The sequence below is a fragment of the Ochrobactrum sp. PL_is501 genome (assembly GCF_055816895.1).
On record NZ_JBVPGR010000029.1, the window covers coordinates 105621 to 129364 of the forward strand.

General features: G+C 58.1%; 22 protein-coding genes and 1 riboswitch. Of the genes, 10 read left to right on the forward strand and 12 right to left on the reverse strand.

The genetic code is table 11. From position 1 onward, the window contains the following. Nucleotides 1-220: 220 nt before the first annotated feature. The 3 genes from AC0TOF_RS04475 (at nucleotide 221) to AC0TOF_RS04485 (ending at nucleotide 2518) form a co-directional block, all read left to right on the forward strand. Entirely contained in the window at nucleotides 221-1039 is an 819-nt protein-coding gene (locus AC0TOF_RS04475; protein WP_122000304.1) for an N-formylglutamate amidohydrolase, read from the forward strand. A 183-nt stretch (nucleotides 1040-1222) separates the two neighbouring features. Continuing rightward, the gene (locus tag AC0TOF_RS04480) at nucleotides 1223-1483 is read left to right on the forward strand and encodes a DUF2312 domain-containing protein (RefSeq protein WP_002964837.1); all 261 of its coding nucleotides are present in this window, start codon (nucleotides 1223-1225) and stop codon (nucleotides 1481-1483) included. 87 nt (nucleotides 1484-1570) lie between these two features. Then, on the forward strand, nucleotides 1571-2518 hold the full coding sequence (locus AC0TOF_RS04485) for an aldo/keto reductase (RefSeq protein ID WP_473767349.1): 948 nt from the start codon (nucleotides 1571-1573) through the stop codon (nucleotides 2516-2518). Between the two features lie 24 nt (nucleotides 2519-2542). Here the strand turns inward: AC0TOF_RS04485 and AC0TOF_RS04490 are convergent, their stop codons facing one another. The 3 genes from AC0TOF_RS04490 to AC0TOF_RS04500 form a co-directional block, all read right to left on the reverse strand. Next, nucleotides 2543-4360, reverse strand: a complete 1818-nt coding sequence (locus tag AC0TOF_RS04490) for an ABC-F family ATP-binding cassette domain-containing protein (RefSeq protein WP_473767350.1) — start codon at nucleotides 4358-4360, stop codon at nucleotides 2543-2545. Nucleotides 4361-4520: 160 nt separating this feature from the next. Further along, nucleotides 4521-4805, reverse strand: a complete 285-nt coding sequence (locus AC0TOF_RS04495) for a glycine zipper domain-containing protein (protein ID WP_121983360.1) — start codon at nucleotides 4803-4805, stop codon at nucleotides 4521-4523. 143 nt (nucleotides 4806-4948) lie between these two features. Then, nucleotides 4949-5596, reverse strand: a complete 648-nt coding sequence (locus AC0TOF_RS04500; RefSeq protein ID WP_122000301.1) for a thiamine diphosphokinase — start codon at nucleotides 5594-5596, stop codon at nucleotides 4949-4951. A 95-nt stretch (nucleotides 5597-5691) separates the two neighbouring features. Next, a riboswitch (TPP riboswitch) is annotated at nucleotides 5692-5855 on the forward strand. 41 nt (nucleotides 5856-5896) lie between these two features. Here AC0TOF_RS04500 and thiB point away from each other — a divergent pair. The 5 genes from thiB to AC0TOF_RS04525 all read left to right on the forward strand — a co-directional run bounded on the left by thiB (nucleotide 5897) and on the right by AC0TOF_RS04525 (nucleotide 11649). Beyond that, entirely contained in the window at nucleotides 5897-6901 is a 1005-nt protein-coding gene (gene thiB, locus AC0TOF_RS04505; RefSeq protein WP_473767351.1) for a thiamine ABC transporter substrate binding subunit, read from the forward strand. After that, nucleotides 6898-8523: a thiamine/thiamine pyrophosphate ABC transporter permease ThiP gene (thiP, locus tag AC0TOF_RS04510; RefSeq protein ID WP_473767407.1), complete on the forward strand. Its 1626-nt coding sequence runs from the start codon at nucleotides 6898-6900 to the stop codon at nucleotides 8521-8523. Before thiB ends, thiP begins: the two co-directional genes overlap by 4 nt. An 8-nt stretch (nucleotides 8524-8531) precedes the next feature. Next, a complete protein-coding gene (gene thiQ, locus AC0TOF_RS04515) occupies nucleotides 8532-9263 on the forward strand; it encodes a thiamine ABC transporter ATP-binding protein (RefSeq protein WP_473767352.1) in 732 nt (243 codons plus the stop codon). 193 nt (nucleotides 9264-9456) lie between these two features. After that, nucleotides 9457-10938 (forward strand): cell division protease CdlP, encoded by a 1482-nt coding sequence (gene cdlP, locus AC0TOF_RS04520; protein WP_122000299.1) that lies wholly within the window; start codon nucleotides 9457-9459, stop codon nucleotides 10936-10938. Between the two features lie 6 nt (nucleotides 10939-10944). After that, nucleotides 10945-11649 (forward strand): MOSC domain-containing protein, encoded by a 705-nt coding sequence (locus AC0TOF_RS04525; RefSeq protein ID WP_473767353.1) that lies wholly within the window; start codon nucleotides 10945-10947, stop codon nucleotides 11647-11649. Between the two features lie 45 nt (nucleotides 11650-11694). On the opposite strand, the gene AC0TOF_RS04530 is transcribed toward AC0TOF_RS04525, so the two are convergent. The 6 genes from AC0TOF_RS04530 to AC0TOF_RS04555 form a co-directional block, all read right to left on the reverse strand. Continuing rightward, complete coding sequence (locus AC0TOF_RS04530) at nucleotides 11695-12630, reverse strand: RNA polymerase factor sigma-32 (protein ID WP_473767354.1); 936 nt, start codon at nucleotides 12628-12630, stop codon at nucleotides 11695-11697. 401 nt (nucleotides 12631-13031) lie between these two features. Further along, complete coding sequence (locus tag AC0TOF_RS04535) at nucleotides 13032-13613, reverse strand: CarD family transcriptional regulator (RefSeq protein ID WP_006471273.1); 582 nt, start codon at nucleotides 13611-13613, stop codon at nucleotides 13032-13034. A 572-nt stretch (nucleotides 13614-14185) separates the two neighbouring features. Further along, entirely contained in the window at nucleotides 14186-14524 is a 339-nt protein-coding gene (fdxA, locus tag AC0TOF_RS04540) for a ferredoxin FdxA (RefSeq protein WP_006467781.1), read from the reverse strand. Between the two features lie 379 nt (nucleotides 14525-14903). Then, on the reverse strand, nucleotides 14904-15287 hold the full coding sequence (locus tag AC0TOF_RS04545) for an RNA-binding S4 domain-containing protein (protein WP_473767355.1): 384 nt from the start codon (nucleotides 15285-15287) through the stop codon (nucleotides 14904-14906). A gap of 1 nt (nucleotide 15288) precedes the next feature. Next, on the reverse strand, nucleotides 15289-18372 hold the full coding sequence (locus AC0TOF_RS04550; protein ID WP_473767356.1) for a helicase-related protein: 3084 nt from the start codon (nucleotides 18370-18372) through the stop codon (nucleotides 15289-15291). 716 nt (nucleotides 18373-19088) lie between these two features. After that, the gene (locus AC0TOF_RS04555; RefSeq protein ID WP_473767357.1) at nucleotides 19089-20273 is read right to left on the reverse strand and encodes an acetyl-CoA C-acetyltransferase; all 1185 of its coding nucleotides are present in this window, start codon (nucleotides 20271-20273) and stop codon (nucleotides 19089-19091) included. Nucleotides 20274-20458: 185 nt separating this feature from the next. On the opposite strand from AC0TOF_RS04555, the gene AC0TOF_RS04560 reads away from it, so the two are divergent. Beyond that, nucleotides 20459-20890: a GlcG/HbpS family heme-binding protein gene (locus tag AC0TOF_RS04560; protein WP_473767358.1), complete on the forward strand. Its 432-nt coding sequence runs from the start codon at nucleotides 20459-20461 to the stop codon at nucleotides 20888-20890. Between the two features lie 149 nt (nucleotides 20891-21039). On the opposite strand, the gene rpmF is transcribed toward AC0TOF_RS04560, so the two are convergent. Further along, nucleotides 21040-21219, reverse strand: a complete 180-nt coding sequence (gene rpmF / locus AC0TOF_RS04565; RefSeq protein ID WP_006467787.1) for a 50S ribosomal protein L32 — start codon at nucleotides 21217-21219, stop codon at nucleotides 21040-21042. Between the two features lie 149 nt (nucleotides 21220-21368). Further along, nucleotides 21369-22097 carry a monofunctional biosynthetic peptidoglycan transglycosylase gene (gene mtgA, locus AC0TOF_RS04570; RefSeq protein ID WP_473767408.1) on the reverse strand — a complete coding sequence of 243 codons (729 nt, stop codon included), beginning with the start codon at nucleotides 22095-22097 and terminating at the stop codon, nucleotides 21369-21371. A 185-nt stretch (nucleotides 22098-22282) separates the two neighbouring features. On the opposite strand from mtgA, the gene AC0TOF_RS04575 reads away from it, so the two are divergent. Beyond that, nucleotides 22283-23197, forward strand: a complete 915-nt coding sequence (locus tag AC0TOF_RS04575) for a polyprenyl synthetase family protein (protein ID WP_473767409.1) — start codon at nucleotides 22283-22285, stop codon at nucleotides 23195-23197. 3 nt (nucleotides 23198-23200) lie between these two features. On the opposite strand, the gene AC0TOF_RS04580 is transcribed toward AC0TOF_RS04575, so the two are convergent. After that, on the reverse strand, nucleotides 23201-23659 hold the full coding sequence (locus tag AC0TOF_RS04580; protein WP_473767359.1) for a winged helix-turn-helix transcriptional regulator: 459 nt from the start codon (nucleotides 23657-23659) through the stop codon (nucleotides 23201-23203). Nucleotides 23660-23744: the final 85 nt, after the last annotated feature.

The following is a 23744-nucleotide window of genomic DNA, read 5'->3' on the forward strand; positions in this document are numbered from 1 at the left end:
AACAATTTATATTGCACAAGGAAATCCATCTCGGGGACATCCCGTTTCGGGTCGCTCTCTTTTCGGCAGTTTCGCCTTTGATGTCAACGCAAACCCATTGATTACAGGTACTCTCGATCAAAGAATGATCGTTGCAATCCCGGCTTTCTCATGACAGACCTGAAACAGCTTCCCGCACAACACAGAAATAATTTCACAGTTCAGCCTCGGATTTCGCCCTATGCCGCTTCAATCCGGTTCAACCGCTTCGACGCCGTTCTCGCCAGCACACACTATCGATGGCGATTTCAGCCTTGGCCTGCTCCTGACCGCCGACCATGCGCGCCGCGATGTTCCAGCCGAATATGGCACGCTTGGTTTGCAGACAAGTGAATTCGACCGGCATATCGCTTATGATATCGGCGTCGAGAATTTGACGCGCAGGCTTGCCAGCCGTTTGAACGCGCCAGCGGTCCTCGGCGGTTTTTCGCGCCTCCTGATCGACCCCAATCGCGGAGAGGACGACCCGACGCTTATCATGCAACTATCCGACGGTGCGGTCATCTCCGGCAATTACCCAATGTCGGCAGGCGAGCGCGAGGAACGCCTCCAACGCTTCTATCGCCCCTATCACGATGCAGTCGCGCGGGCGAGCCAACGCGTAGCGGCGGAAAGCGGGGCTGCACCCTTCATCGTTTCGGTCCATTCCTTCACCCCGCGCTGGAAGGACAAGGCCCGCCCCTGGCAGATCGGCCTTCTCTGGGACAAGGACGACCGTGCCGTAAAGCCTCTGCTGGCGCTGCTGCGCGAAAATCCTGACCTGACGGTTGGCGATAACGAACCCTATGACGGCGCACTCAAGAACGACGCCATGTACCGGCATGCGACCGCGAAGGGCTTCGCCCATGTCCTGATCGAAATCCGCCAGGACCTGATTGCCGATGACAAGGGTGCGGCTGAATGGGCCGAGAGGCTCGCGCCGATGATCGCGCAGATCAACACCTTGCCCGGCATTCATGCGGTGCAGTATTTCGGCTCGCGTGCCGACAGGAGCAGATAACGGGCCTGTCAGGAGATGCTTTACCCGCTATCCACAGGGCTTGACCCGTCAAACCGGGTCGTGCATCGAAAAAGGCTCTTAATTTTGCCTGCGACTCGCGGGAAAAACAGTCCAGACTTTCGATAAGCGGTTTCGCGCAATGCGTGTCCGCGTCATCATAGAATTTGAATTGGAGAACTCCTCGTGAGCGACGACATTACCAGCGAAGCCCAAACGATTGCTGTCGGCCAGTTGCGCGCTTTCATCGAGCGCATCGAGCGCCTGGAAGAAGAAAAAAAGACCATCGGCGACGACATAAAGGAAGTTTACGCGGAATTGAAGGGATCGGGGTTTGACAGCAAGGTCGTGAGGACCATTATTCGTCTGCGTAAAAAAGAAGACCATGAACGTCAGGAAGAAGAAGCCATGCTGCAGCTCTATATGGATGCGCTTGGCATGAGCTGATTTCGGCTCCTCTCGGAGCCTTCCTTCTTCTTCCTGAAATCGAAACCCGATGAATCATTCGCGATTCGTATTCAGAGGAAGAGGTCTATGGAATTCAGAAAGCTCGGACGGACCGAACTCAATGTCTCGCCGCTGTGCTTCGGCGGCAATGTATTTGGATGGACGGTCGACGAAGCGACGTCATTTTCGCTTCTCGACCGTTTTATCGATGCGGGATTCAATTTCATCGACACGGCGGATGTCTATTCCGCCTGGGCGCCCGGCAATGCGGGCGGCGAATCCGAAACCATTATCGGCAACTGGCTGAAATCCCGTGGCCTGCGCGACAAGGTCGTCATCGCCACCAAGGTCGGCGGCGAACTGGGCCCTGACGAAAAGGGCCTCTCCCCGGCCTATATCCGCAAAGCGGTCGACGCCTCCCTCAAACGGCTGCAGACGGATTACATCGATCTTTATCAATCGCACTGGGATGACCCGGAAACACCGTTCGAAGACGTACTCGGCACCTATAAGGAGCTGATTGACGCTGGCAAGGTGCGGGCCATCGGCGCATCCAATCTCACGCCGGAGCGGCTGACCGAGGCGCTGAAGGTTGCTCGTACGCATGATCTGCCGCGCTATGAAAGCCTGCAACCGCTTTATAATCTCTATGATCGCGCGGATTTCGAAAACGGGCTGGAAAAAATCTGCCGAGACAACGAGCTTGGCGTTATTTCCTATTATTCGCTGGCTGCGGGGTTTTTGACCGGGAAGTACCGTTCCGCTGGCGATCTCGGGCAAAGCGCACGCGGAAAATCAGTTGAAAAATATCTGACGGATCGTGGTTCGCGCATCATTGCGGCATTGGATGATGTGGCCCGCAATCTCGATGTCACGCCTGCACAGGTCGCAATTGCATGGCTCATCGCACAGCCGTCAGTCACGGCCCCCATTGCCAGCGCCACGCGCTTGGCCCAGCTTGGCGAACTGATCGCCGCAGCCGAATTGAAGCTTAGCGACGATGAAATCGCCTTGCTGAACAAGGCGAGCAGCTAAATTTCAAAGCATCGAAGGGTAGCCTCACCCTTCGATTTCCTCGCGCAGCATTTCCAGTTCCAGCCATTCCTCTTCCATGGCCGCATTTTCGGAGCGCTTTTTCTCAAGCAGATCGGCGGTCTTGGCAAACAGCGTCGGGTCTTTGGCATAAAGCTGCGGGTCGGCAAGCTTGCCTTCTAGCACTGCAATTTCCTTGGCCAGCGCGTCCATCTTGCCGGGCAGCGTTTCAAGCGCGAATTTCTGCTTGTAGGAAAGCTTGCGCTTTTCGTCCCGTCTTGGCTGGGGTGCGCTTTCTTCTGCCCTGCTGTCGGCATTTGGACCGGATGCCTTGACCGAGCGCCGGTTCAGGGCCTGTTCCTTGCGTTGCGCCATCATGTCCGCATAGCCACCCGCATATTCCAGCCAGCGCCCGTCACCTTCCGGCGCAATGACCGAAGTAACGGTGCGGTCCAGAAAATCGCGGTCGTGGCTGACCAGAATGACCGTGCCCGGAAAACCGGCGACCAGCTCCTGCAGCAGATCGAGCGTTTCCATATCGAGATCGTTGGTCGGCTCGTCGAGGATCAGCAGATTGGCGGGTCGCGCCAGAACGCGGGCCAGCATCAGGCGGGCGCGTTCACCGCCGGAAAGCTCGCGAATGGGCGTGCGCGCCTGCTCCGGCTGGAACAAAAAGTCCTTCATATAGGATACGACATGCCGCTGCTCGCCATTGACGACAAGGCTTTCTCCGCGCCCGTCCGTCAGATAATGCGCCAGCGTCTCGTCCAGATTGAGGCTTTCGCGCTTCTGGTCGAGTTCGGCCATTTCGAGATTGACGCCAAGCCGCAGCGTTCCTGAATCCGGTTCCAGTTTGCCGGTCAGAAGCGACAAAAGCGTCGTTTTCCCGGCACCGTTGGGACCAACAAGACCGATACGATCACCGCGCTGCACGCGGATCGAAAAATCCTTGACCAGTACGCGCTCGCCATAGGCCTTGTTCAGCCCCTTGGCTTCAATCACCAGCTTGCCGGATTCCTTGGCATCGCTTGCCGCCAGAACCGCCGTCCCTTGCGCCTTGCGATGATTGCGGAAATCGGCACGCATGGAGTGCAGTTCACCGAGGCGGCGCATATTGCGCTTGCGGCGCGCCGTGACGCCGTAACGCAGCCAGTGTTCCTCGCGCGCAATCTGCCGACCGAGCTTGTGGTGGTCGCGCTCTTCCTCTTCCAGCACCTTGTCGCGCCATTCCTCGAAATGGCCAAAGCCCTGCTCCAGACGGCGCGTGATGCCGCGATCCAGCCAGACCGTCGCCCGGCTGACATTTTCCAGAAAGCGCCGGTCATGCGAGATCAGCACGATGGCCGAGCGAATCTGGCGCAGCTCGCCTTCCAGCCATTCGATGGTGGTGAGGTCCAGATGGTTGGTCGGCTCGTCCAGCAAAAGCACATCAGGCTGCGGCGCAATTACACGCGCAAGGGCAGCGCGCCGCGCCTCACCGCCGGACAGATGATCCGGCTTTTCCTCACCAGTCAGCCCCAGATGTTCGAGAAGATAGGTGACGCGATGCGGGTCGTCGGTCGGCCCCAGCCCCGCTTCCACATAGGCGCGCACATTGGCGAAGCCATCCATATCCGGCACCTGCGGCAGATAACGGATGGTTGCACCGGGATGTTTGAAAACCTCGCCCGATGTCGCTTCCACCATGCCGGCGGCAATCTTGAGCAGGGTCGATTTACCCGAACCATTGCGGCCGACCAGCGCGATGCGGTCGCCCTCGCTCACCGAAAGGCCTGCGTCCTCCAGAAGCGGTGTGCCCCCGAAGGTTAGCTTGATCTGGTCGAGGCGAAGGAGTGGTGGTGCCATGGTTCTCTTCGATAAACAGGATTGAAAATTCCGCCCTGCTTGTCCGCGACAAAAGCCGTTCTGTCAAATGGAACGGCAAGAAAAGACCCGTGAAAACAAACAGGCCGGGTTTCCCCGGCCTGTCGGCAAACTGATTATCCAGCCATTACTGGCCAAGCTATTACTGGCAAGGCGCTTCGTATACGCGGCCATATGGATCGCGGTAACGGCAATACTGCACGCCGTTGCGGGTCTGGGCTGCACCAAGCAGCGTACCGGCAACCGCACCGATTGCGGCACCCGTGAGTGCACCGCGGCCATTGCCGCCGATTGCGCCACCGGCGAGAGCGCCCAGAGCGGCGCCGCCAACGCCGTAACCGGCCGTGCGCTGTTCATTCGTCGTGCATGCAGCCGTCGAGAACGCGAGCACGCCAGCAACAGCAATCATCGTAAGACGTGACTTCATTGAAACATCTCCTACAAGAGTTGAACTAATCACCGACTTTGCGTCCCCAACTTCGGCGTAAAGCAGATGACACCCGCTTGACCCATTTACAATACGTTTCACTTGTCAGCGTCAAGCTCTTTCGATTGGTAAGGTTAGCGGCCTCAGTGCGGTTGATCCTCCATCGCCAAATTGGCGACAAGTATCGCTAGTCCAGAATGCACAGTAACGCGAAGTGTTCCACGAACCACGTTGGAAACTGTCCATGAAGAGCCAAATGGCAGTGTCACATTATCTAACGGCCACTCCGCATTCGTGATCGAAAGGCCTTCGACAGTGCTGAAGTTAATCACACTGAACGGTGTTCCATCCGGGAAATCATAAACAAAGTCGCCGGGCGGCAGGGGCCAGGCTTCTTCATAACCGCTCGACAGAAGGACGTTCCGGCCCTTTGCGGCCTGCGCCGTCGCCATGGTCAGATGCAAAAGCGTATGGTCGGTGCGCTGCCCGCCGAAGGCTCCGCACAGGATGACCCGTTCCGCCCCCCGCGCATAGGCTTCCTCGAAAGCGAGTTCTCCGTCGGTCATGTCCTTGGCGGAAGGAAACGTCTTTTGCGGAATGTGACCATATTGAGCGCGAAGCTCCGGGGAGGTCGAATCGAAATCGCCGAGCCACAGTTCCGGTTCGACACCAAGTGCGGCAGCATGCCTGATCCCGCTATCGGCGGCGAGAATACGCGCGCCTGCAATTTGGCGTTTCAGGCGATCAGTCACGGTGAGATCGCCGCCGAGAAGAATGACGAATGTGCTCATAAGCCGCTCATAACACGGGCAAATCCGCGCCGGAAGCCTGCATTCGCTGCCATTGCCATCTCTTGCCCTTCCCGTTGCGAAAGATTATTGTCGCAACCGCTCTAACGGGGTGCCGTCTGCTTTCGCGGATGGCTGAGAGGCCCAAAGCATTTCCAGCAAAAGTGTAAAGCGGTTTTGCGTTCGGAAATGCCCGAAAAACGGCCAACCCGCTGAACCTGATCCGGTTTGCACCGGCGGAGGGATTAGACGCTCCATAAACGGCGCTCGATCCTCTTGTAACAAAAGAAAGGAAGTGCCGTGATGCGGCTTTTATCTTTGCTGGCCTTTTCATTTTCCGCAGCCGTTGCTTTCACGCCTTCTGCACAGGCGAAAGACAAGCTCACCGTCTACACCTATGACAGTTTCGTTTCCGAATGGGGTCCGGGGCCGAAGGTCAAGGAAAACTTCGAAAAGGAATGCAACTGCGAAGTCGACTGGATTGCGTCCGCCGACGGCGTTGCCCTGCTCAATCGCCTCAAGCTTGAAGGCGGCAATACCAAAGCCGACATCGTGCTTGGTCTTGATACCAATCTGACGACCGAAGCGCGTGCTACCGGCTTTTTCGCTCCAAGCGGCATCGACCAGAGCAATGTGAACGTTCCGGGGGGCTTCAAGGACGATATCTTCGTGCCCTACGACTATGGCTTCTTCGCCGTGGTCTATGATTCGGAAAAATTGCCCAATCCGCCCAAAAGCCTGAAGGAACTGGTCGAGGGCGACCCTTCCCAGAAGATCGTCCTGCAGGACCCGCGCACGTCGACGCCGGGGCTGGGCATGCTGCTCTGGATGAAATCAGTCTATGGCGATGAGGCGGAAGCCGCATGGCAGAAACTGCAAAAGCGCATCCTCACCGTCACGCCCGGCTGGTCGGAAGCCTATGGCCTTTTCACCAAGGGCGAGGCTCCGATGGTTCTTTCCTACACGACCTCCCCCGCCTATCACATGATCGCCGAAAAGACGGAGCGCTATAAGGCTCAGGCCTATCCGGAAGGCAATTATCTCCAGATCGAGCTGGCCGCCCAGACCGTCACCGGAGCAAAAAATCCTTTGGCGCAAAAGTTTCTGGCTTTCATGACCGGTCCCGGTTTCCAGGATGCCATCCCTGAAACCAACTGGATGTACCCGGCGGGCAAGACTTCCGCCCCGCTTCCAGCCGCTTTCGACGCGATGCCCAAACCCGAAAAGACGCTTCTCTTCCCCTCCGACGAGGTGGCCAGGAACCGCAAGTCATGGGTCGATGAATGGCTGGCCGCGACCAGCAAATGACGGCTTTTCCGGCACAGCACCGCTTAAAAGGCATATCCACCGCCAGACCCGTCGCGGGCATGATGGCGCTTGTCTTTCTGGCGGTGCTCGCCGGTGGTGCGCTTGCCGCGCTTGCATTTGAAGCAGGTAGCGGCGGTTTCGATGCCGCCGCCAATTTCGACGCCTATCTGTGGCGCGTGGCGCGCTTCACGATCCTGCAGGCAATCGCTTCGAGCCTGCTCTCCGTGCTGTTTGCAGTTCCGGTCGCCCGCGCACTTTACGCCGAAGCCGATTTTCCGGGGCGCGGGCTGATCCTGCGTCTGTTTGCCCTGCCGCTTGCTCTGCCAGCCCTTGTTGCGGTGCTGGGGGTTACAAGCATTTACGGCCGCAACGGCCTTATTGCTTATCTGTCAGGAGCCGCAGGCCATTCATTCCAGCCGGATATCTATGGCATTACGGGCATCCTGATCGCCCACGTCTTTTTCAATATGCCGCTTGCGGTCCGTCTCATTCTGGCGGGATACGAGTCGATACCGACCGATTACTGGAAGCTTTCCGCGCAGCTCGGCATGGGCAACGGGGCGCGATTCCGCCTCATCGAATGGCCGGTGATCCGCCGCAATCTGCCGGGGATGATCAGCCTCATCTTTATGCTCTGCATGACCAGTTTCACGACCGTGCTGACGCTTGGCGGCGGGCCGCGTGCCACCACACTGGAAGTCGCAATCTATCAAAGCCTGCATTTCGATTTCGATCCGGGCCGCGCCGTCGCCCTCACCTTTACGCAGCTTGCCTTGACATTACTCGTCCTTCTGGCCCTTCGTCTCACCGGAAGCCCATCCGAAGAAGGCGTTACCCATTCCGCCACGCTGCGCCGCTATCGCAAAATAGCTCCGGCTGAACGCGCCATGAACATCCTCCTCATCGGGATAGGCTTTCTCTATGTCGCACTGCCGATTGCAGGTGTCGTCATCTCCGGTCTCGCCGCCGATCTCGCGCGGCTACTGACTGAAAGAACGGTCTGGCGCGCCATCGGCACCAGCCTCGCGCTCGGTTTCTCCGCCGCCTTGCTCGCGGTCGTTCTGTCGCTTGCGCTCATATCTGCGCGTGAAGCAGTGAAAAGGCACAAACTGGCCAACATCTTTGATACGGGTGCCAGCCTGATCCTCGTCATGCCGCCCATCGTGATCGGCGCTGGCTGGTTCATCCTGCTTCGCCATTTCACCGATCCGTTTGCCATGGCGCCTTTCATGGTCGTCACTGTCAATGCGGCCATGGCCATGCCCTTTGCCGTGCGCCTTCTGCGGCCCGCATGGGACACGGCGGCCAGTCGCCACAACCGGCTGTGCGCACAGTTGGGCATTCGCGGCCTTAACCGCCTCCGGCTCATTGACTGGCCGTCGATCCGCAAGCCTTCTGGCATGGCCTTCGCCTTTGCCATGGCGCTTTCCCTCGGCGACCTTGGCACAATTGCCCTGTTCGGCAGCGACGCGCTTTTGACCTTGCCCTATCTCCTCTTGCAGCGCATGGGCAGCTATCGCACATTCGATGCGGCTGGTCTGGCCCTCATTCTCGGGCTGCTTTGCCTTGCCCTGATGATGATCGCGGATCGCGCATCCCGAAAGGAAACGCCTTCTCTATGAATGCCCCGATGAGCACTCTTGCCGAAATTCGCCTTGATGACGTCCGTTTCAGCTATGGTGAAACCGCCATGCATTTCGATGCAACGATAAATGGCGGTGTCATTGCCGCGATTGTCGGGCCAAGCGGTTCCGGCAAGTCGACGCTTCTCAATCTGATTGCCGGTTTCGAATTTCCGCAATCCGGCCGCGTCCTGATCGGCGGCAACGACGTTAGCGCGTTTTCACCGGCGGACCGGCCTGTTTCGATGGTGTTTCAGGAAAACAACCTCTTTGCCCATCTGACCGTCGAGCAAAATGTCGGTCTCGGGCGCTCGCCGAACCTGAAGCTCTCCGCGCAGGATCGCGCCGACATCGCGGAAGCCTTGTCGCGCGTCGGACTTGCAGGCAAGGAACAGCGCAAGCCCGAAGCCCTGTCAGGAGGCGAACGCCAGCGCGTGGCGATTGCTCGCGCGCTCATACGCCAGCGCCCTGTTCTGCTCCTTGACGAAGCCTTTGCCTCGCTCGGCCCTGCCCTGCGGCATCAGATGCTGGATCTGGTGAAGAAGCTTCAGCTGGAAACCGGCATGACTGTGCTGATGGTGACACACACGCCGGAAGATGCGATCTACCTCGATGCAGTGTTGCTTTTTCTCGACAGTGGCCGGATTTCCGCCATGGGACCTGCTGCTGAACTGCTTTCACCGACTGGACCGGAGGCACTGCGGCACTATATCGGCGAAAAGCAGGATATGCGGCGCTGAGCCTCAAATAGAGTTACGGTTGCGGACATATTTTGTTCGCAATCTGCCGGAAGAACCGGCTACAGATTCTTGTAGGCTTTCTGTTCTGTGGCTAGATTTGGTCGCGGATCATGCAATCTGATTCAGAAGCGAGGATAAAATACTGTTCCGTCAATCGACCCGTTCCCGGGCCTTCCTGTGTCTACCCATCTCCCTGCCAGAATGGACGCAGCAAAATTGGCGGAAACCGGCCATCGGTCTTGGCTTGCTTGCGGTCGCCCTGATTTCAGGTTGCCAGTCGATCAATTCCAACAAGGATCTGGGATTGCAGCCTTCCGACAATCCCGTGACGGTCGACAACGTGACGCGCAATGACCGGCTGGCGCAGCTTGGCGCCCAACAGCACCCGCGCATCCTCGCCACTTATGGCGGCGAGTACAAGGACCAGAAGCTTGAGCGCATGGTGGCGAAGATCGTCGGCAAGCTGACGACCGTTACCGACAAGCCCGATCAGACATACCGCATCACCATTCTCGATAGTCCCAATATCAACGCCTTCGCATTGCCGGGCGGTTATCTCTACGTCACGCGCGGCCTGCTTGCGCTCGCCAACGACTCTTCGGAAGTCGCGGCCGTGATCGCCCATGAAATGGGCCATGTCATTGCCAATCACGGCATCTTGCGCCAAGAAAAGGAAGCAGAGACCGCGATTGCCGGGCGCGTCGCCAGCGAAGTTCTGCATAATGAATCCGCCAGCCGCGAGGAAGCGCTGCGCGGCAAGCTGCGGCTTGCCCAGTTCTCGCGTAATCAGGAATTGCAGGCGGATGCCATCGGCATCAAGATGATCGGCGAAGCCGGTTACGACCCCTTCGCTTCGGCACGTTTCCTGCAATCGATGGAAGCCTATCAGGGCTTTCGTTCGGTTTCGGGCGCGACCGATGCCAGCCTCGACTTTCTTGCAAGCCACCCGGCAACGCCGCAGCGCATTCAGCTTGCGCTTGGCCATGCACGCCGCATCGGCGCACCCGGTGTGGGCACAACGGATCGCGATTCCTTCCTTAACGGCATTGACGGCCTTCTTTATGGCGACTCGCCCAATGAAGGTTATGTCCGCGAACAGACCTTCCTCCATCCCAAGCTCGGCGTTACCTTCCGCGCACCGGATGGCTTCGTCATTGACAATTCGGCCAACGCGGTCATGGCGAGCGGCCCCGGCGAAGTGGCCATTCGTTTCGATGGCGCATCGCTTCCGGACGGCTCGAACCTTGCCGATTATATCCGCTCCGGCTGGGTGACTGGCCTCGACGACAGTTCGATCCAGACCACCACCATCAACGGCCTGCCTGCCGCAACCGCGCGCGCCAGTGCCGACCGCTGGCAGTTCGACATTGTGGTCATCGGCGCCAACAACAAGGTCTATCGCTTCCTGACAGCAGCTCCGAAAGGCAGCAACGCTCTTCTGCCTGCTTCACAAACTGTCACGCAGTCGTTCCGCCTGCTGTCGCCTGCCGAACAAAACGCCATCAAACCGCTTCGCATCCGCGTTGTGACGGTGAAGCCGGGCGACACGCTGGCCAGCCTGTCGGCACGCATGCAGGGCACCACCCGCAAGCTGGAGCTGTTCCGCCTTCTCAATGCTATGTCTGCCGGGGCAACTGTTTCGGTCGGCGATCGCGTGAAGCTGATCAGCGAGTAAGACAGGATGACGGAAACACAGATTCACTCAGTTCTGGCCGGAAAAGTCGCTCCTCTTGGAGACCGCGGCGTCCCAAGCGGCATCGACAAGCAGCCGGTTTCGGGCAAGGTTCGTGTGACCTTCGAAGGACTGGACTGCGATGCGCAGGGCGACCGGAAGGTGCATGGCGGACCGGAAAAGGCACTCCATCATTACCCGCATGACCATTATGCGCTCTGGCGCGAAGAAATAGGCGACAACCCGCGTCTGAGCGCGCGTGGTGCGTTCGGCGAAAACATTTCGACCTCTGGTCTGGACGAACGCAATGTGGCCGTTGGTGACAGGTTCCGCCTTGGCAGCGCACTTGTGGAGGTTTCACAGGGACGCCAGCCTTGCTGGAAGCTGAACGAGCGCTTTGCAACAGCCGACATGGCGGTCCGCGTCCAGAAGACAGGACGAACGGGATGGTACTATCGCGTTCTGGAAGAAGGCCATGTGGAAGCCGGAGACGCGATGACGCTCATTGACCGGCTTTCACCGGAATGGACGCTGCATCGTATCTGGCATTTGCTGTATGTCGATACGCTGAATTACGACGAACTGGCATCAATGGCGGGACTTTCGCACCTCGCCGACAGCTGGAAGCGCTATGCCGTGCGACGCCTCGAAAATCGCAAGGTCGAGGACTGGTCCTCCCGGCTTGAAGGCAAGACGGTGGAACCACAAAAGTAAGGAGCCACCTGGCCCCTCTACTTGTGTTGCCCTGATTGTTGCGGCTTATGCCTGATAAGCTGCCAGTTCGTGCTGGCTCAACAAGGCTATCTTCAGCTTCTCCATCGCGCGGCTTTCGATCTGCCGCACCCGTTCCTTGGAGATGCCGAGCTTTTCGCCCAGCGCTTCCAACGTTACGCCATCATCATCGAGACGCCGCTCGCGGATAATATGCAATTCGCGCTCGTTCAGCGTGTCGAGCGCCACGTTGAGCCATTGGTTACGGCGCTCCATATCGATGGAGCTTTCCGCGATTTCGTCCTGCAAGGGATGATCGTCGACCAGAAAATCCATGCGGCGCGACGCACCCGACTCCTCGTTGTTTACGGGCGCCGACAGGGAGCTATCCGGTCCCGAAAGACGGCTGTCCATGATCTCGACATCGGTTGTCGACACGCCAAGCTGATCGGAAATTTCTCGATAAATCTCTGCCTTGGTCATATTGTCATCGGACTGGGCCAGTTTGGAACGCAGTCGCCGCAGATTGAAGAACAACGCCTTTTGCGCCGAACTCGTGCCGCCTCGCACAATGGACCAGTTGCGCAGGATATAATCCTGCATCGATGCGCGAATCCACCAGGATGCATAGGTCGAGAAACGCACTTCGCGTTCGGGATCGAAACGTGCGGCAGCTTCCAGAAGGCCGACATAGCCCTCCTGAATAAGATCGCTCATCGGCAGCTTGAACTTGCGGAAGCGTCCGGCCATCGAAATGACCAGCCGCATATGTGCGGAAGTGATGCGATGAAGGGCTTCCTGATCTTTCAGTTCCCTCCAGCGAATGGCGAGATCGCGTTCTTCTTCGCGCTCCAGATAAGGAGCCGACATCGCGCTGCGGATCATGGATTGGGAAGATGCTGCTGTCGCCGGGAGGCTGCGCGCAACCATAGGCATGCGATTGGCTGGAACTGCGGAAGAACTGCTCATGGATGACTGCTTCATCTGGTTCTCCTGTTCTGAACTCACGCCCCGTCAGGCGTTCAGTGGAAGGATATGCCAGTCCCACAAAGACTCCTTGGACGACTAGCGAAACCGCCCAAAACTCCCCGCCAGGCCCATTCTTTGGCCAACATGATTACGCCGCAAAACAAACCCGTTTACGAACTGGTGTCCGGGACAACGCATCAGCCGCGTTCAGGTTCCCTCCCAATCAGGATAAATCTTTGAGAATGCAGGATGATGACTGAAAGGGTTAATGACTGATTGCAAAACTCAATAAAACTTTAACCAAACAATACTGCGGTTTCCTGCGCGAAAGATGGCGCGGGTCCGGCTTTTTCTGATGAAAGGCAAATAAAAAGCCCGGCTCGAGCCGGGCTTTTTAGAAAAGAAGAGAGAGAAGCTTATGCGGCTTCAACTTCATCGTCGTCAAGATCGGCCTCGGCATCGGCCTTGCCGCGCTTCGGTCCCTTGGCGAGATTGGCCTCGATCAAACGGACAGCTTCGGTTTCCGAAAGCTTGTTCACGGCAGCGATTTCGCGCGCCATGCGATCAAGGGCAGCTTCATAAAGCTGGCGTTCCGAATAGGACTGTTCCGGCTGGTTTTCAGCGCGGAAAAGATCGCGAACGACTTCCGAGATCGAGATGAGATCGCCGGAATTGATCTTCGCATCATATTCCTGCGCGCGGCGCGACCACATGGTGCGCTTTACACGTGCGCGGCCCTGAACGACCTTCAATGCGCGTTCAACATAGTCGGTCTCCGACAGCTTGCGCATACCGATCGAAGCGGCTTTGGCAACCGGCACCTTCAGGCGCATCTTGTCTTTTTCGAAATCGATCACGAAGAGTTCGAGTTTGTGACCTGCCACTTCCTGCTCTTCGATCGTCACGATCTGGCCGACGCCATGAGCCGGATATACGATGGCCTCACCGGCCTTGAAACCGCCACGCGCTACTGGAGACTTTTTCTGCTGGGATGACATACGCTTCATTACTCCCTGTTGTGCCCGGCGCGACCCGCCGGTTGACACATGATGTTCGACCGCGCTCCGGAGAAATGAAGCACGGAAGCTGTTTGTCGGCTTGGAACTGAAAGCGTATCTGACGACAAATCAAACCGACCGGGTGTACGGTGAGGGGAATGACGCCAATCGCAATCATCTTCCCCGGTGCCATTCAGCCCGGTACTAAAGATCAGCCCTTTCAGAGATTAACGCATCGCGCCACGAATTGACGTCCAGTCACCGAAATTATTGAGACAACCTAACACAATTTTGCGCAAGAATCAACAAATTGCCGGATATGCTGTATCCAGCAACGCAACACACCTAAAAGATGGGCGTTTTCCCGTGATTTCATTCGTCTTTTGCCGGTGCATCGCAGAAAATGCAAGTGATAAATCGTGCTTTTCCGTAATGCCGTTCATCCTGTCAGTCTTGACAGGACAACCGGTAGTGTTCCAGCAGTGCGAAGTCTTCTGGAACAAGGCGATACTTATATAATACCGTCCTGCTTTCAGGAATCTGAAAGCACCAAATGCAATACCGTACCGGTATTAGTCGCCGCTACCCGGCTCGGCAGAGAAATACTTCTCCAGCTTGCCAGCCACGCCATCCATTTCCTTGGCTTCTGGAAGGGCGTCCTTCTTGGCGGTAATATTGGGCCATTTTGCCGCATATTCCGTATTCAGTTCCAGCCACTTGTCGAGGCCCGGCTCGGTGTCGGGGCTGATCGCCTCGGCAGGGCATTCCGGTTCACATACGCCACAGTCGATACACTCGTCGGGATTGATGACGAGCATGTTTTCGCCTTCGTAGAAGCAATCGACCGGACAGACCTCGACGCAGTCCGTATATTTGCAGCGAATGCAATTATCGGTCACGACATACGTCATCGTCGAACTCCTGTTGCTGCCCGAATTCCTGAACAGGCAGCTTATCTATCCTACAGCTTTGCGCCGATACTCCGACAAGCCGACAATCAGCCCGGGGCTTTGGAATATCTCGCCACGAAGTCACCGTGCACGGAAATGGTTGCGGGTATCAGCCCATGCCCTTTTATGACAATGCGTGAGGTAACGATTTTATCCCGCCGTGACAAGGGTACAAACGCCGCAATATCACGAAGTCACGCATGCCTGAAACAGCATTTCGTTTGGCGGCTTCTGCTTGGAAAACGCTTTCGCCGGAAGGGCGCGGCGAGCAATTTCCATCACTACCGCAAGACGCCTGCGGCAACGCGTCCATGGAAAGGGTCCATGGAACGCGTCCATGTCAGTTTCCGCGCAACCGATCCGTTTCGCGGCGCTCCTTCTTGGTCGGCCTTCCCGCGCCGCTCTCGCGCTGCGGCGTTGCGGGCTCGACCGACACCGCAGAAGCTGGCGGCGGTGAAATATCTTCATAGAGAAGCTGGGCTTCCGGCGCCGGACCGCGGCGCTCTCCCGGAGCGAGTATCTTATAGACGAGGATGCGCCGATCCAGCGTGATAGTCAGCACGTCACCGACCTTCACTTGATGGGCAGCCTGCTCGATCTTGTCGCGATTGACCCGGACCTTGCCGCCGACGGCGAGTTTCGCCGCCAGCGATCTTGATTTGACCACGCGCGCAAAGAACAGCCACTTGTCGATTCGCTGTTTAGCGCCCGTTTCTACGGTCATCTTACTTCTTCATCTGTTCTTTCAGAGCCAGAAGCTTGGCGAAAGGTGAGTCGGGATCGATGCGCGCCGGGCGTTCCTGCTCAACGCGCTTGCCACCCTGATGACCGTGATCGCGCTTCGGCTGGCGCTGATTGCCGCCACGGAAATCGCCCTTCCCGCCTTCACGCTTGCCTTCACCGTCATGACGCTTCTGCTTGTCGAAGCGCTTGCCGCCGCGATCATTGCGAGCCTGCTGCTCGGCACCGTCGGATTTGCGCGCCTCGCCACCCTGATCGCGGTTCTGATGACCGCGATTCTGGTTGCCGCGATTTTGACGCTGACGGTTCTGGTCCTGATTACGGTTGCGGCCTTCGAAGCGACCCTGACGCCAGAGAAGAACAGGCTTTGGCTCTTCAGCCGCAGCTTCTGCTGTTTCACCGGCCGGCGCCGCTTCCGCTGCCGCAGGAGCAACTTCGTCCACCTTGGCTTCGGTCTCCGCCTCTTCAACGACAACCGGTGCAGGCACGGGTTCAGCCACTGGAACGGCAGGCTTTTCGGCTTCTGCAACCGGAGAAACGCCAGCTTCCTTGGCGGCAGCTTCAGCTGCGAAAGCGTCGAGCTCAGCAAGCTTCGCCGTCACGGCAGCGGCTTCCATCGCCTCATGGCGATAACCGAGACTGCGCAGGATTTCTTCCATATCGTCTGTGGTTGCCCCCAGAATCGACATCATGGCAGGCGTGACGATGAAGCGTCCGCCGTCATAAGCACCATCCGGACGCGCACCGGAACCCGGACGCCAGGCAAGCGCCGGACGAATAAGATCGGCAAGACGCTCCAGAATATCGATGCGCACGGCGCGACGGCCCAGCACGCGATAGCCTGCCAGACGATAGAACATCGGATCGAAAGCCGGATCGACCACGACCGAAGTGCGGCCAGCGGCCAGCACATTCACGACATCGCCATAACCCGCACGTTCGCGGCCATCGTTCTTGAGCGCCCACAGCAGCGTGATGAGGCCAGCCGGGGCGGGCTTCAGCAGCATGGGCATGAAGACATGATAGGCACCGAAACGCACGCCGAGGCGGCGAAGCGCCGCGCGCGAATCCTGATCGAGACCGCGCACTTCCTCCGCCACATCGCGGCGCGGAAGAATGCCCAGATTCTCGACGATCTGGAATGCGAGACCGCGCGTCATGCCGGTCAGGGCATCGGCGGCAGCCAGATCGGTAAGCGGCTTCAAAACGGTTTCGATATGATGCGCGACGAAACGGTCGATGCGTGCGGCAACCTTGTCGCGCGCTGCTCCCGTAAGCTGTTCGTCGGCCAGGATCACCGCGCGCGGCTTCAGCAGGTCATCACCTGCAACCAGCGTTGCGACCGTTGCTCCGACCCAGCGCATGACGCCATCCGAGCCCAGCGCGAAGTCGCCGTTCGGCGCAGCAGCAAAGCGCTCCGCGCGGCGTTCGAACTCGGCGGCCAGCGCCTTTTGTGCAGCCGACTTCACCGCCTTGGCGTCCGGCCCTTCGGCCTGAACGTCAGCGGTAAAACGGAATCCTTCCAGTTGCCCGACATTATGGCCTTCGACAATCACGTCTCCGGCCGGGCTGATTTCTGCTTCAAGCATGGCATTCTCTCTCAGGCGCCTCATAAGCACGCTTGTCCTGCGGTCTACAAAGCGTTTCGTCAACCTTTCATGCAGCGCGTCGGACAATCTGTCCTCAATTTCGCGCGTCTTTTCCTGCCAGTGTGTCGGATCGGCAAGCCATCCCGGCCTGTGCGACACGAAAGTCCAGGTGCGGATTTGCGCCACGCGATGCGACAGGGTGTCGATTTCCCCCTCTGTGCTGTCGGCGCGGCGCACCTGTTCGCTCATATAATCTTCATCGACGCTCCCTCGGCGGACAAGATCCTGGTAGATGGTTGCAATGATATCGGCATGCTGCGCCGGCGCGATCTTGCGATAGTCGGGCAGCGCGCAGGCGTCCCACAAAAGCTCGATCCGTGCCGGCGTCTTTGCGAGCCGCACAATCTCTTCGTCTTTCGACAAATTTTCAAGCGCTTGTTGATCGACAGCCGGCAAAGCCTTTGCCAGGCCTTCAACCGGTGCGGGCGTTTCCAGAGAATACCGCAGGGAATCGAGCGACGAAAAGTCGAAACGCGCCGTGCGCCATTGCAGAACTTTCACCGGATCGAAATTATGCGCTTCCACCCGCTCGACCAGTTCTTCATCGAACGGATGCACCTGTCCCGTCACGCCGAATGTGCCGTCACGCAGATGACGTCCGGCGCGCCCCGCAATCTGCCCCACTTCGGCTGGCGTCAGATCGCGGAACTGATAGCCGTCGAATTTGCGGTTCTGCGCAAAAGCGACATGGTCGACATCCAGATTGAGTCCCATGCCGATGGCGTCGGTCGCTACCAGAAAATCGACATCGCCCGACTGGTAAAGCTCCACCTGCGCATTGCGAGTACGCGGAGATAGCGCGCCCATCACCACCGCTGCACCGCCCCGCTGGCGACGGATCAGCTCGGCAATGGCGTAAACCTCATCGGCGGAAAAAGCGACGATTGCCGAACGGTTCGGCAGGCGGGTAATCTTCTTGGAACCGGCATAGGCCAGATGTGAGAGGCGCGGCCGCGTCACCACATTGATGCCGCGCAGCAGCTTTTCCAGAATGCCACGCATGGTTCCCGCACCAAGCAGCAGCGTTTCCTGCCGCCCGCGCAAATGCAGGATGCGGTCGGTGAAAATATGGCCGCGCTCAAGATCGCCAGCCAGTTGCACCTCATCGATGGCCACGAAAGCCACATCGGTGCGGCGCGGCATGGCCTCGACCGTGCAGACGGAATAACGCGCGCCGGGCGGCACGATCTTTTCCTCGCCCGTTACCAGCGCAACATTGGCCGCACCGACCCGTTCCACGACGCGGTTATAGACCTCGCGCGCCAAAAGGCGCAGCGGCAGGCCGATCATGCCGCTTCCATGCGACAGCATGCGTTCGATGGCCAGATGCGTTTTGCCGGTATTGGTCGGCCCAAGCACGGCTGTCACATCGCGGCCACTCAGGGTCAGCGGCAAATCATGGGCAGGGAGTTGGTTCATGCCAATAATCGGATTCCCGGTACAAGCGCCCTTTACGGGCTGGATGCTGGTTCTGCGATAGCACTATACGACCTGCACCGAAAGCGCTCCTGTTAAGTTTAAATATGGGCCAATTGCCGATATGTCGACGACCGATGTGAAGCCGGCCAATAACGTGTCGGTTAACAATTGGAACGACTCTGGAACGAATCGGCGACGAATCGCTGACTCCGACAGCTTCGCCATTTGTTCACGGCAACATATAGTAAGCCTAACACAAACGCCCACAACATGATGAATCAAATGTTCTGCTTGTCCGTGTTCTCCTGACGCGAAACACCATGGTTGTTAACCTTTGGCAAAACCTGTCAACAGACGTTGCGAAAGGCTAAGCGATGTTTCAGAAAATCTTAATGATTACTGATACTTCCTTAATGCCAAAAGGGGCGGAAACAGGATTTCCGTTAACCTTCAGGCCAAAGCCGGAACGAATCGGCGACGAATCGCTGATCCGCAAAGTTTCTCCATTTGTTCTCACCACATCTTGTGGGCAGCAATCAAGGCACACCATAGAAAATCGATGTTGAATGGACTTCGACGCCTGTTTCAACGGTTTCGCGTTAACTTTTCCGGCAACGCCATCCCATCCAGCGCACCCGATTTCAATCCCCTCATTGCGGAAACAAAAAGGCGGGCGGAGCTATTTCTCCGCCCGCCCCCTTTCAATGAAGAAAAAGTCAGTCGCGTTCGACGCACAAGGCGACGCCCATGCCGCCGCCGATGCAAAGTGTTGCCAAACCGCGCTTCGCATCACGGCGCTTCATTTCGTAAAGCAGCGTCGTCAGCACGCGCGCTCCGGAAGCGCCGATCGGATGGCCTATAGCGATTGCTCCGCCATTGACGTTGACGATATCCGGATTGAGGCCGAGATCGCGCACTACGGCACAGGACTGCGCTGCGAAGGCTTCATTGGCTTCGACCAGATCGAGATCGCCAACGCTCCAGCCTGCCTTTTCCAGCGCCTTCTTCGTTGCCGGGATAGGGCCCGTTCCCATGATCGACGGATCAACGCCAGCAGTTGCCCAGGAAACGATGCGGCCAAGCGGCTTCACGCCGCGCTTTGCGGCTTCATCCGCATCCATCAGCACAACCGCCGCAGCGCCGTCGTTGATGCCAGACGCATTGCCCGCAGTAACCGTTCCATCCTTGTCGAAAGCGGGCTTCAGCTTGGTCAAAGCCTCCATCGTTGTGCCGGGGCGGATATATTCATCTGCCGAGACAACCACATCGCCCTTGCGGCCCTTCACAGTGAACGGAACGATTTCGTCCTCAAACCTGCCCGCATTCTGTGCGGCTTCCGCCTTCTGCTGCGATGCCAGTGCAAACTCATCCTGTTCAACGCGGCTTAACTGCCATTGGCGGGCGATATTTTCCGCCGTGATGCCCATGAGATAACCGTTGAAAGCATCGATCAACCCATCCTTCAGCATGGTGTCGACCATCTTGAAATCGCCCATCTTCACGCCTGAGCGCAGATGCGCGCAATGCGGCGCCATGGACATGGATTCCTGACCGCCCGCCACGATTATTCTCGCATCGCCGGAAAGAATCTGCTGCATGCCCACCGCAACCGCCCGTAGACCCGAGCCGCACAGCTGGTTGATGGAAAACGCCGTCGTCTCCTTGGGGCAACCGGCACCCATAGCGGCCTGCCGCGCAGGGTTCTGGCCCTCGCCTGCCGTCAGCACCTGTCCCAGAATGACCTCATCCACCTCCGTCGCCGCCACACCGGCGCGTTCCAGCGCACCTTTGATGGCTGCGGCACCCAATTCATGGGCCGGGACATTGCCAAATACGCCGTTGAATGCGCCCACAGCGGTACGGGCCGCACTGGCAATGACGATGGCTTTCGGTTCGGACATTCTTTCCTCCTTGAAATGTTCCGCAACACAAAGACCAAATTTCGGGCCTTGGCAAGCTTTGCCGTGCTGCGCGAGCCGTCTTCATGAAATTCGATAAAGTGTTTTTCCTGTGACGAGCAGCATTGGAGTGTGCATCGCGGGTCGCTACAGCCTAAATTACGTTGAGCTACATATAGGAGATATCCATGCCTTCGCTGACCCTCGAACGAGCCAATACGATCATCACCGGTGCCTTTGCCAAGGCAAACGAACTGAAATTGAAGCCGCTTGCTGTTTGCGTGCTTGATGCCGGCGGCCATGTGAAGGCTTTCCAGCGTCAGGACGGGGCGTCCATGCTCCGCTTTGAAATCGGCTCGGGCAAGGCCTATGGCGCGCTTGCCGTCGGCACCGGCTCGCGCTGGCTGAACAATCAGGCGAAGGATCGTCCGCATTTTCTGGAAGGTCTTTCCGGTGTCTCGGGCGGCAAGATCGTGCCGGTGCCGGGCGGCGTTCTGATCAAGGACGCAGGCGGCGAAATCCTCGGCGCGGTCGGCATCTCCGGCGACACATCGGACAATGACGAAATCGCCGCCATCGCTGGCATCGAAGCTGCGGGCTTTGCGTTCGACGCGGGTTGATCCTCCAAAAGAGATTGCGATCAAGGCCGCTTCATGCGGCCTTTTTCATGCGCCTTGCCGAAAGAACCGGCACAAAATAAAACGCCGCTCCCGAACAAACGGGAACAGCGTTTTGAAAACCATCTTTCGGCTGCTATGCAGCGTCAGACTTATTCCTTGGCTTCGAGGACCTGACGGCCGCGATACATACCGCTCTTCAGATCGATATGATGCGGACGGCGAAGTTCGCCCGAGTTCTTGTCCTCGACATAGGTCGGGGCCTTGAGAGCGTCAGCCGAACGGCGCATGCCGCGCTTCGACGGAGACGTTTTTCGTTTTGGTACTGCCATGGATCCAGCTCCACTGATCGGTCAATAAACGTCCGGCACGGCCCCGAAGAGCCTGTCACATCGGACAAAATTCCGGAAAGTCACGTGCCTATACACGCTCTCACCGCGTTTGACCAGCGGGAGTCTTATCTTTTTTTCGTATCATCGATTTATTGCACGCAAACCACATAGGGCCCCGACCGCGCTGCGCGTCCGGCCACGATCCGGGCAATGCGCTGCATATTGCGTGTCGGCTTGGCTGGATTGCGCAATGCCGGGTTCGGCAGCGTGACCGCGAGCAATGCCGATTGCTGGGCGTTGAGTTTTGCCGCTGGGCGCTTGAAATAGTGCTGGGCGGCGGCCTCGATCCCGTAAATGCCCGGCCCCCATTCAGCGATATTGAGATAAATCTCCATTATGCGCCTTTTGGACAGAAGCCCGTCGGCTGCCAGCGCCAGCGGAAATTCAAGCCCCTTGCGGACATAGGAGCGCCCGTTCCAGAGGAAGAGGTTCTTCATGGTCTGCATGGTTATGGTGGAGGCCCCGCGGCTCGGGCCGCCTTCGCCTGCATCATCCAGCACCAGCCCCAGCTGATGCCAGTCCACCCCGCCATGGCTGCAAAACTGGCCGTCCTCGGCCATCATCACCGTATTGACGAGAACCGGCGCGATATCGTCGAGCCCCACCCACCTGCGGTCCACGTCCTGGAACAGAACATAATCCTTGATCATCAGGGTCGAGATCGGGCGGACAAAGGGTACGGAGTAGATGAAAAGCAGGAAAACCGGCAGCACGGCCAGAATCACCAGAATCTTGAGCGCAAGAGCAATCCGGGCACCCCAAACAGGATCTGCCAGATAATTGCGACCATCTTTGCTCTTGATGATGATTTTTGCCACTGCCACTGCCTGCTGCCCTTCCCCCAAGCGACATAAACCATTCCTTAATAAGTTTGAACCGGATTCCATAATCCTGTCAGGGAAACAAGTCGAAACCCGGCGTTTCGTGACGTTCAAATGAAAAAGCCTGTGCTGATCGCTGTGGCCAGTTGACCAACCCGGCGCTTTCGTCCATCCCCTTTGCCATGGAAAAGCTGCCGACCGATTTCACCGCCGTTCTCAACCTTCGCGCCATGGAAGTGGAAATGGCACTGACGGACCTTCTGGACCAGCGCCTCAGGACGGGAGAAATCGCCCGCCCGGAAAGGCTGCTCGCCGCCATGCGCCACGGTGTCCTGAACGGCGGCAAGCGCCTCCGGCCTTTTCTGGTTGTCGAAAGTGCCGCCCTCTTTGGCAAGAGCGGCGATGCCGTTCTTCGTGTCGCCGCCGCACTTGAATGCATTCACTGCTATTCACTCGTCCATGACGACCTTCCTGCGATGGATGACGACGATCTGCGGCGCGGCCAGCCGACCGTACACAAGGCATTCGACGAAGCAGCAGCCATTCTGGCCGGCGACAGCCTTCTGACCTATGCTTTCGACATTATCGCATCCAATGAAACCGACCTTGATGCAACGACCCGCGTGCAGCTGGTATCTGCGCTGGCGCGCGCGTCGGGTCTTGGCGGCATGGCAGGCGGGCAGGCGCTCGATCTGATGGCCGAAACCAGCAAGCCGGACGAGGCAGGCATCATCACGCTTCAGGCAATGAAGACCGGCGCGCTGATCCGCTTTGCCTGCGAGGCGGGAGCCATCATCGCCAGCGCATCAACCGAAGATCGCGAGCGCATGGCCGAATTCGGCTCGGCCATCGGCCTTGCCTTCCAGCTGGCGGACGACCTTCTGGACGTGACCGCCGACGCTGAGGCGATGGGCAAGGCCACCGGCAAGGATGCCGCCGCCGGAAAAGCCACGCTGGTTTCACTTCACGGCATCGACTGGACCCGCAAGCAGCTTGCCGGATTGGTTGCCCAGGCGGAAAGCCTGCTGGCACCATTCGGCAAGGACGCCGATATTCTCAAGCAGGCCGCGCGCTTCATCGCCGAACGGCAGAACTGAAATTCACAGATCGTCCTCACGCACCTTGATCAGAACGACATCATCAGCGGAAAGCACGCGCCCGTCTTGAGCGCGCACATCAAGCGCGGCCACATCCTCGCCTGAAATGCTGTCGACGAGGCGTGAATGGGTCTCGCCGGGCGCAAAGAGGTGCTTTTCACCCCATTGGCGAAGCGACACGATAACAGGCAGCAGATCGCGCCCTTTTGCCGTCAACCGATATTCCTGATGCGCTCCGCCCTTGGGATCCGGTACAGCTTCCATGATGCCCTCTCCCGTCAGCTTGCGCAGGCGATCAGAAAGAATATTGCGGGCGATTCCCAGATTTTTCTGAAAGGCGCTGAAACGCGTCACACCATCAAAGGCTTCACGAACAATCAGCAGCGACCACCAGTCGCCGATCACGTCAAGCGCGCGCGCACTGGGGCAATAATCGCCTTTCATGCTTTTTTTCCGAACCATATTCGCTCCATCGATTGCAACATGGTTGCAATATAAAACCTTTTGCACTACAAGCAAAATGGTTTCATATTGAAACTATTTTAGG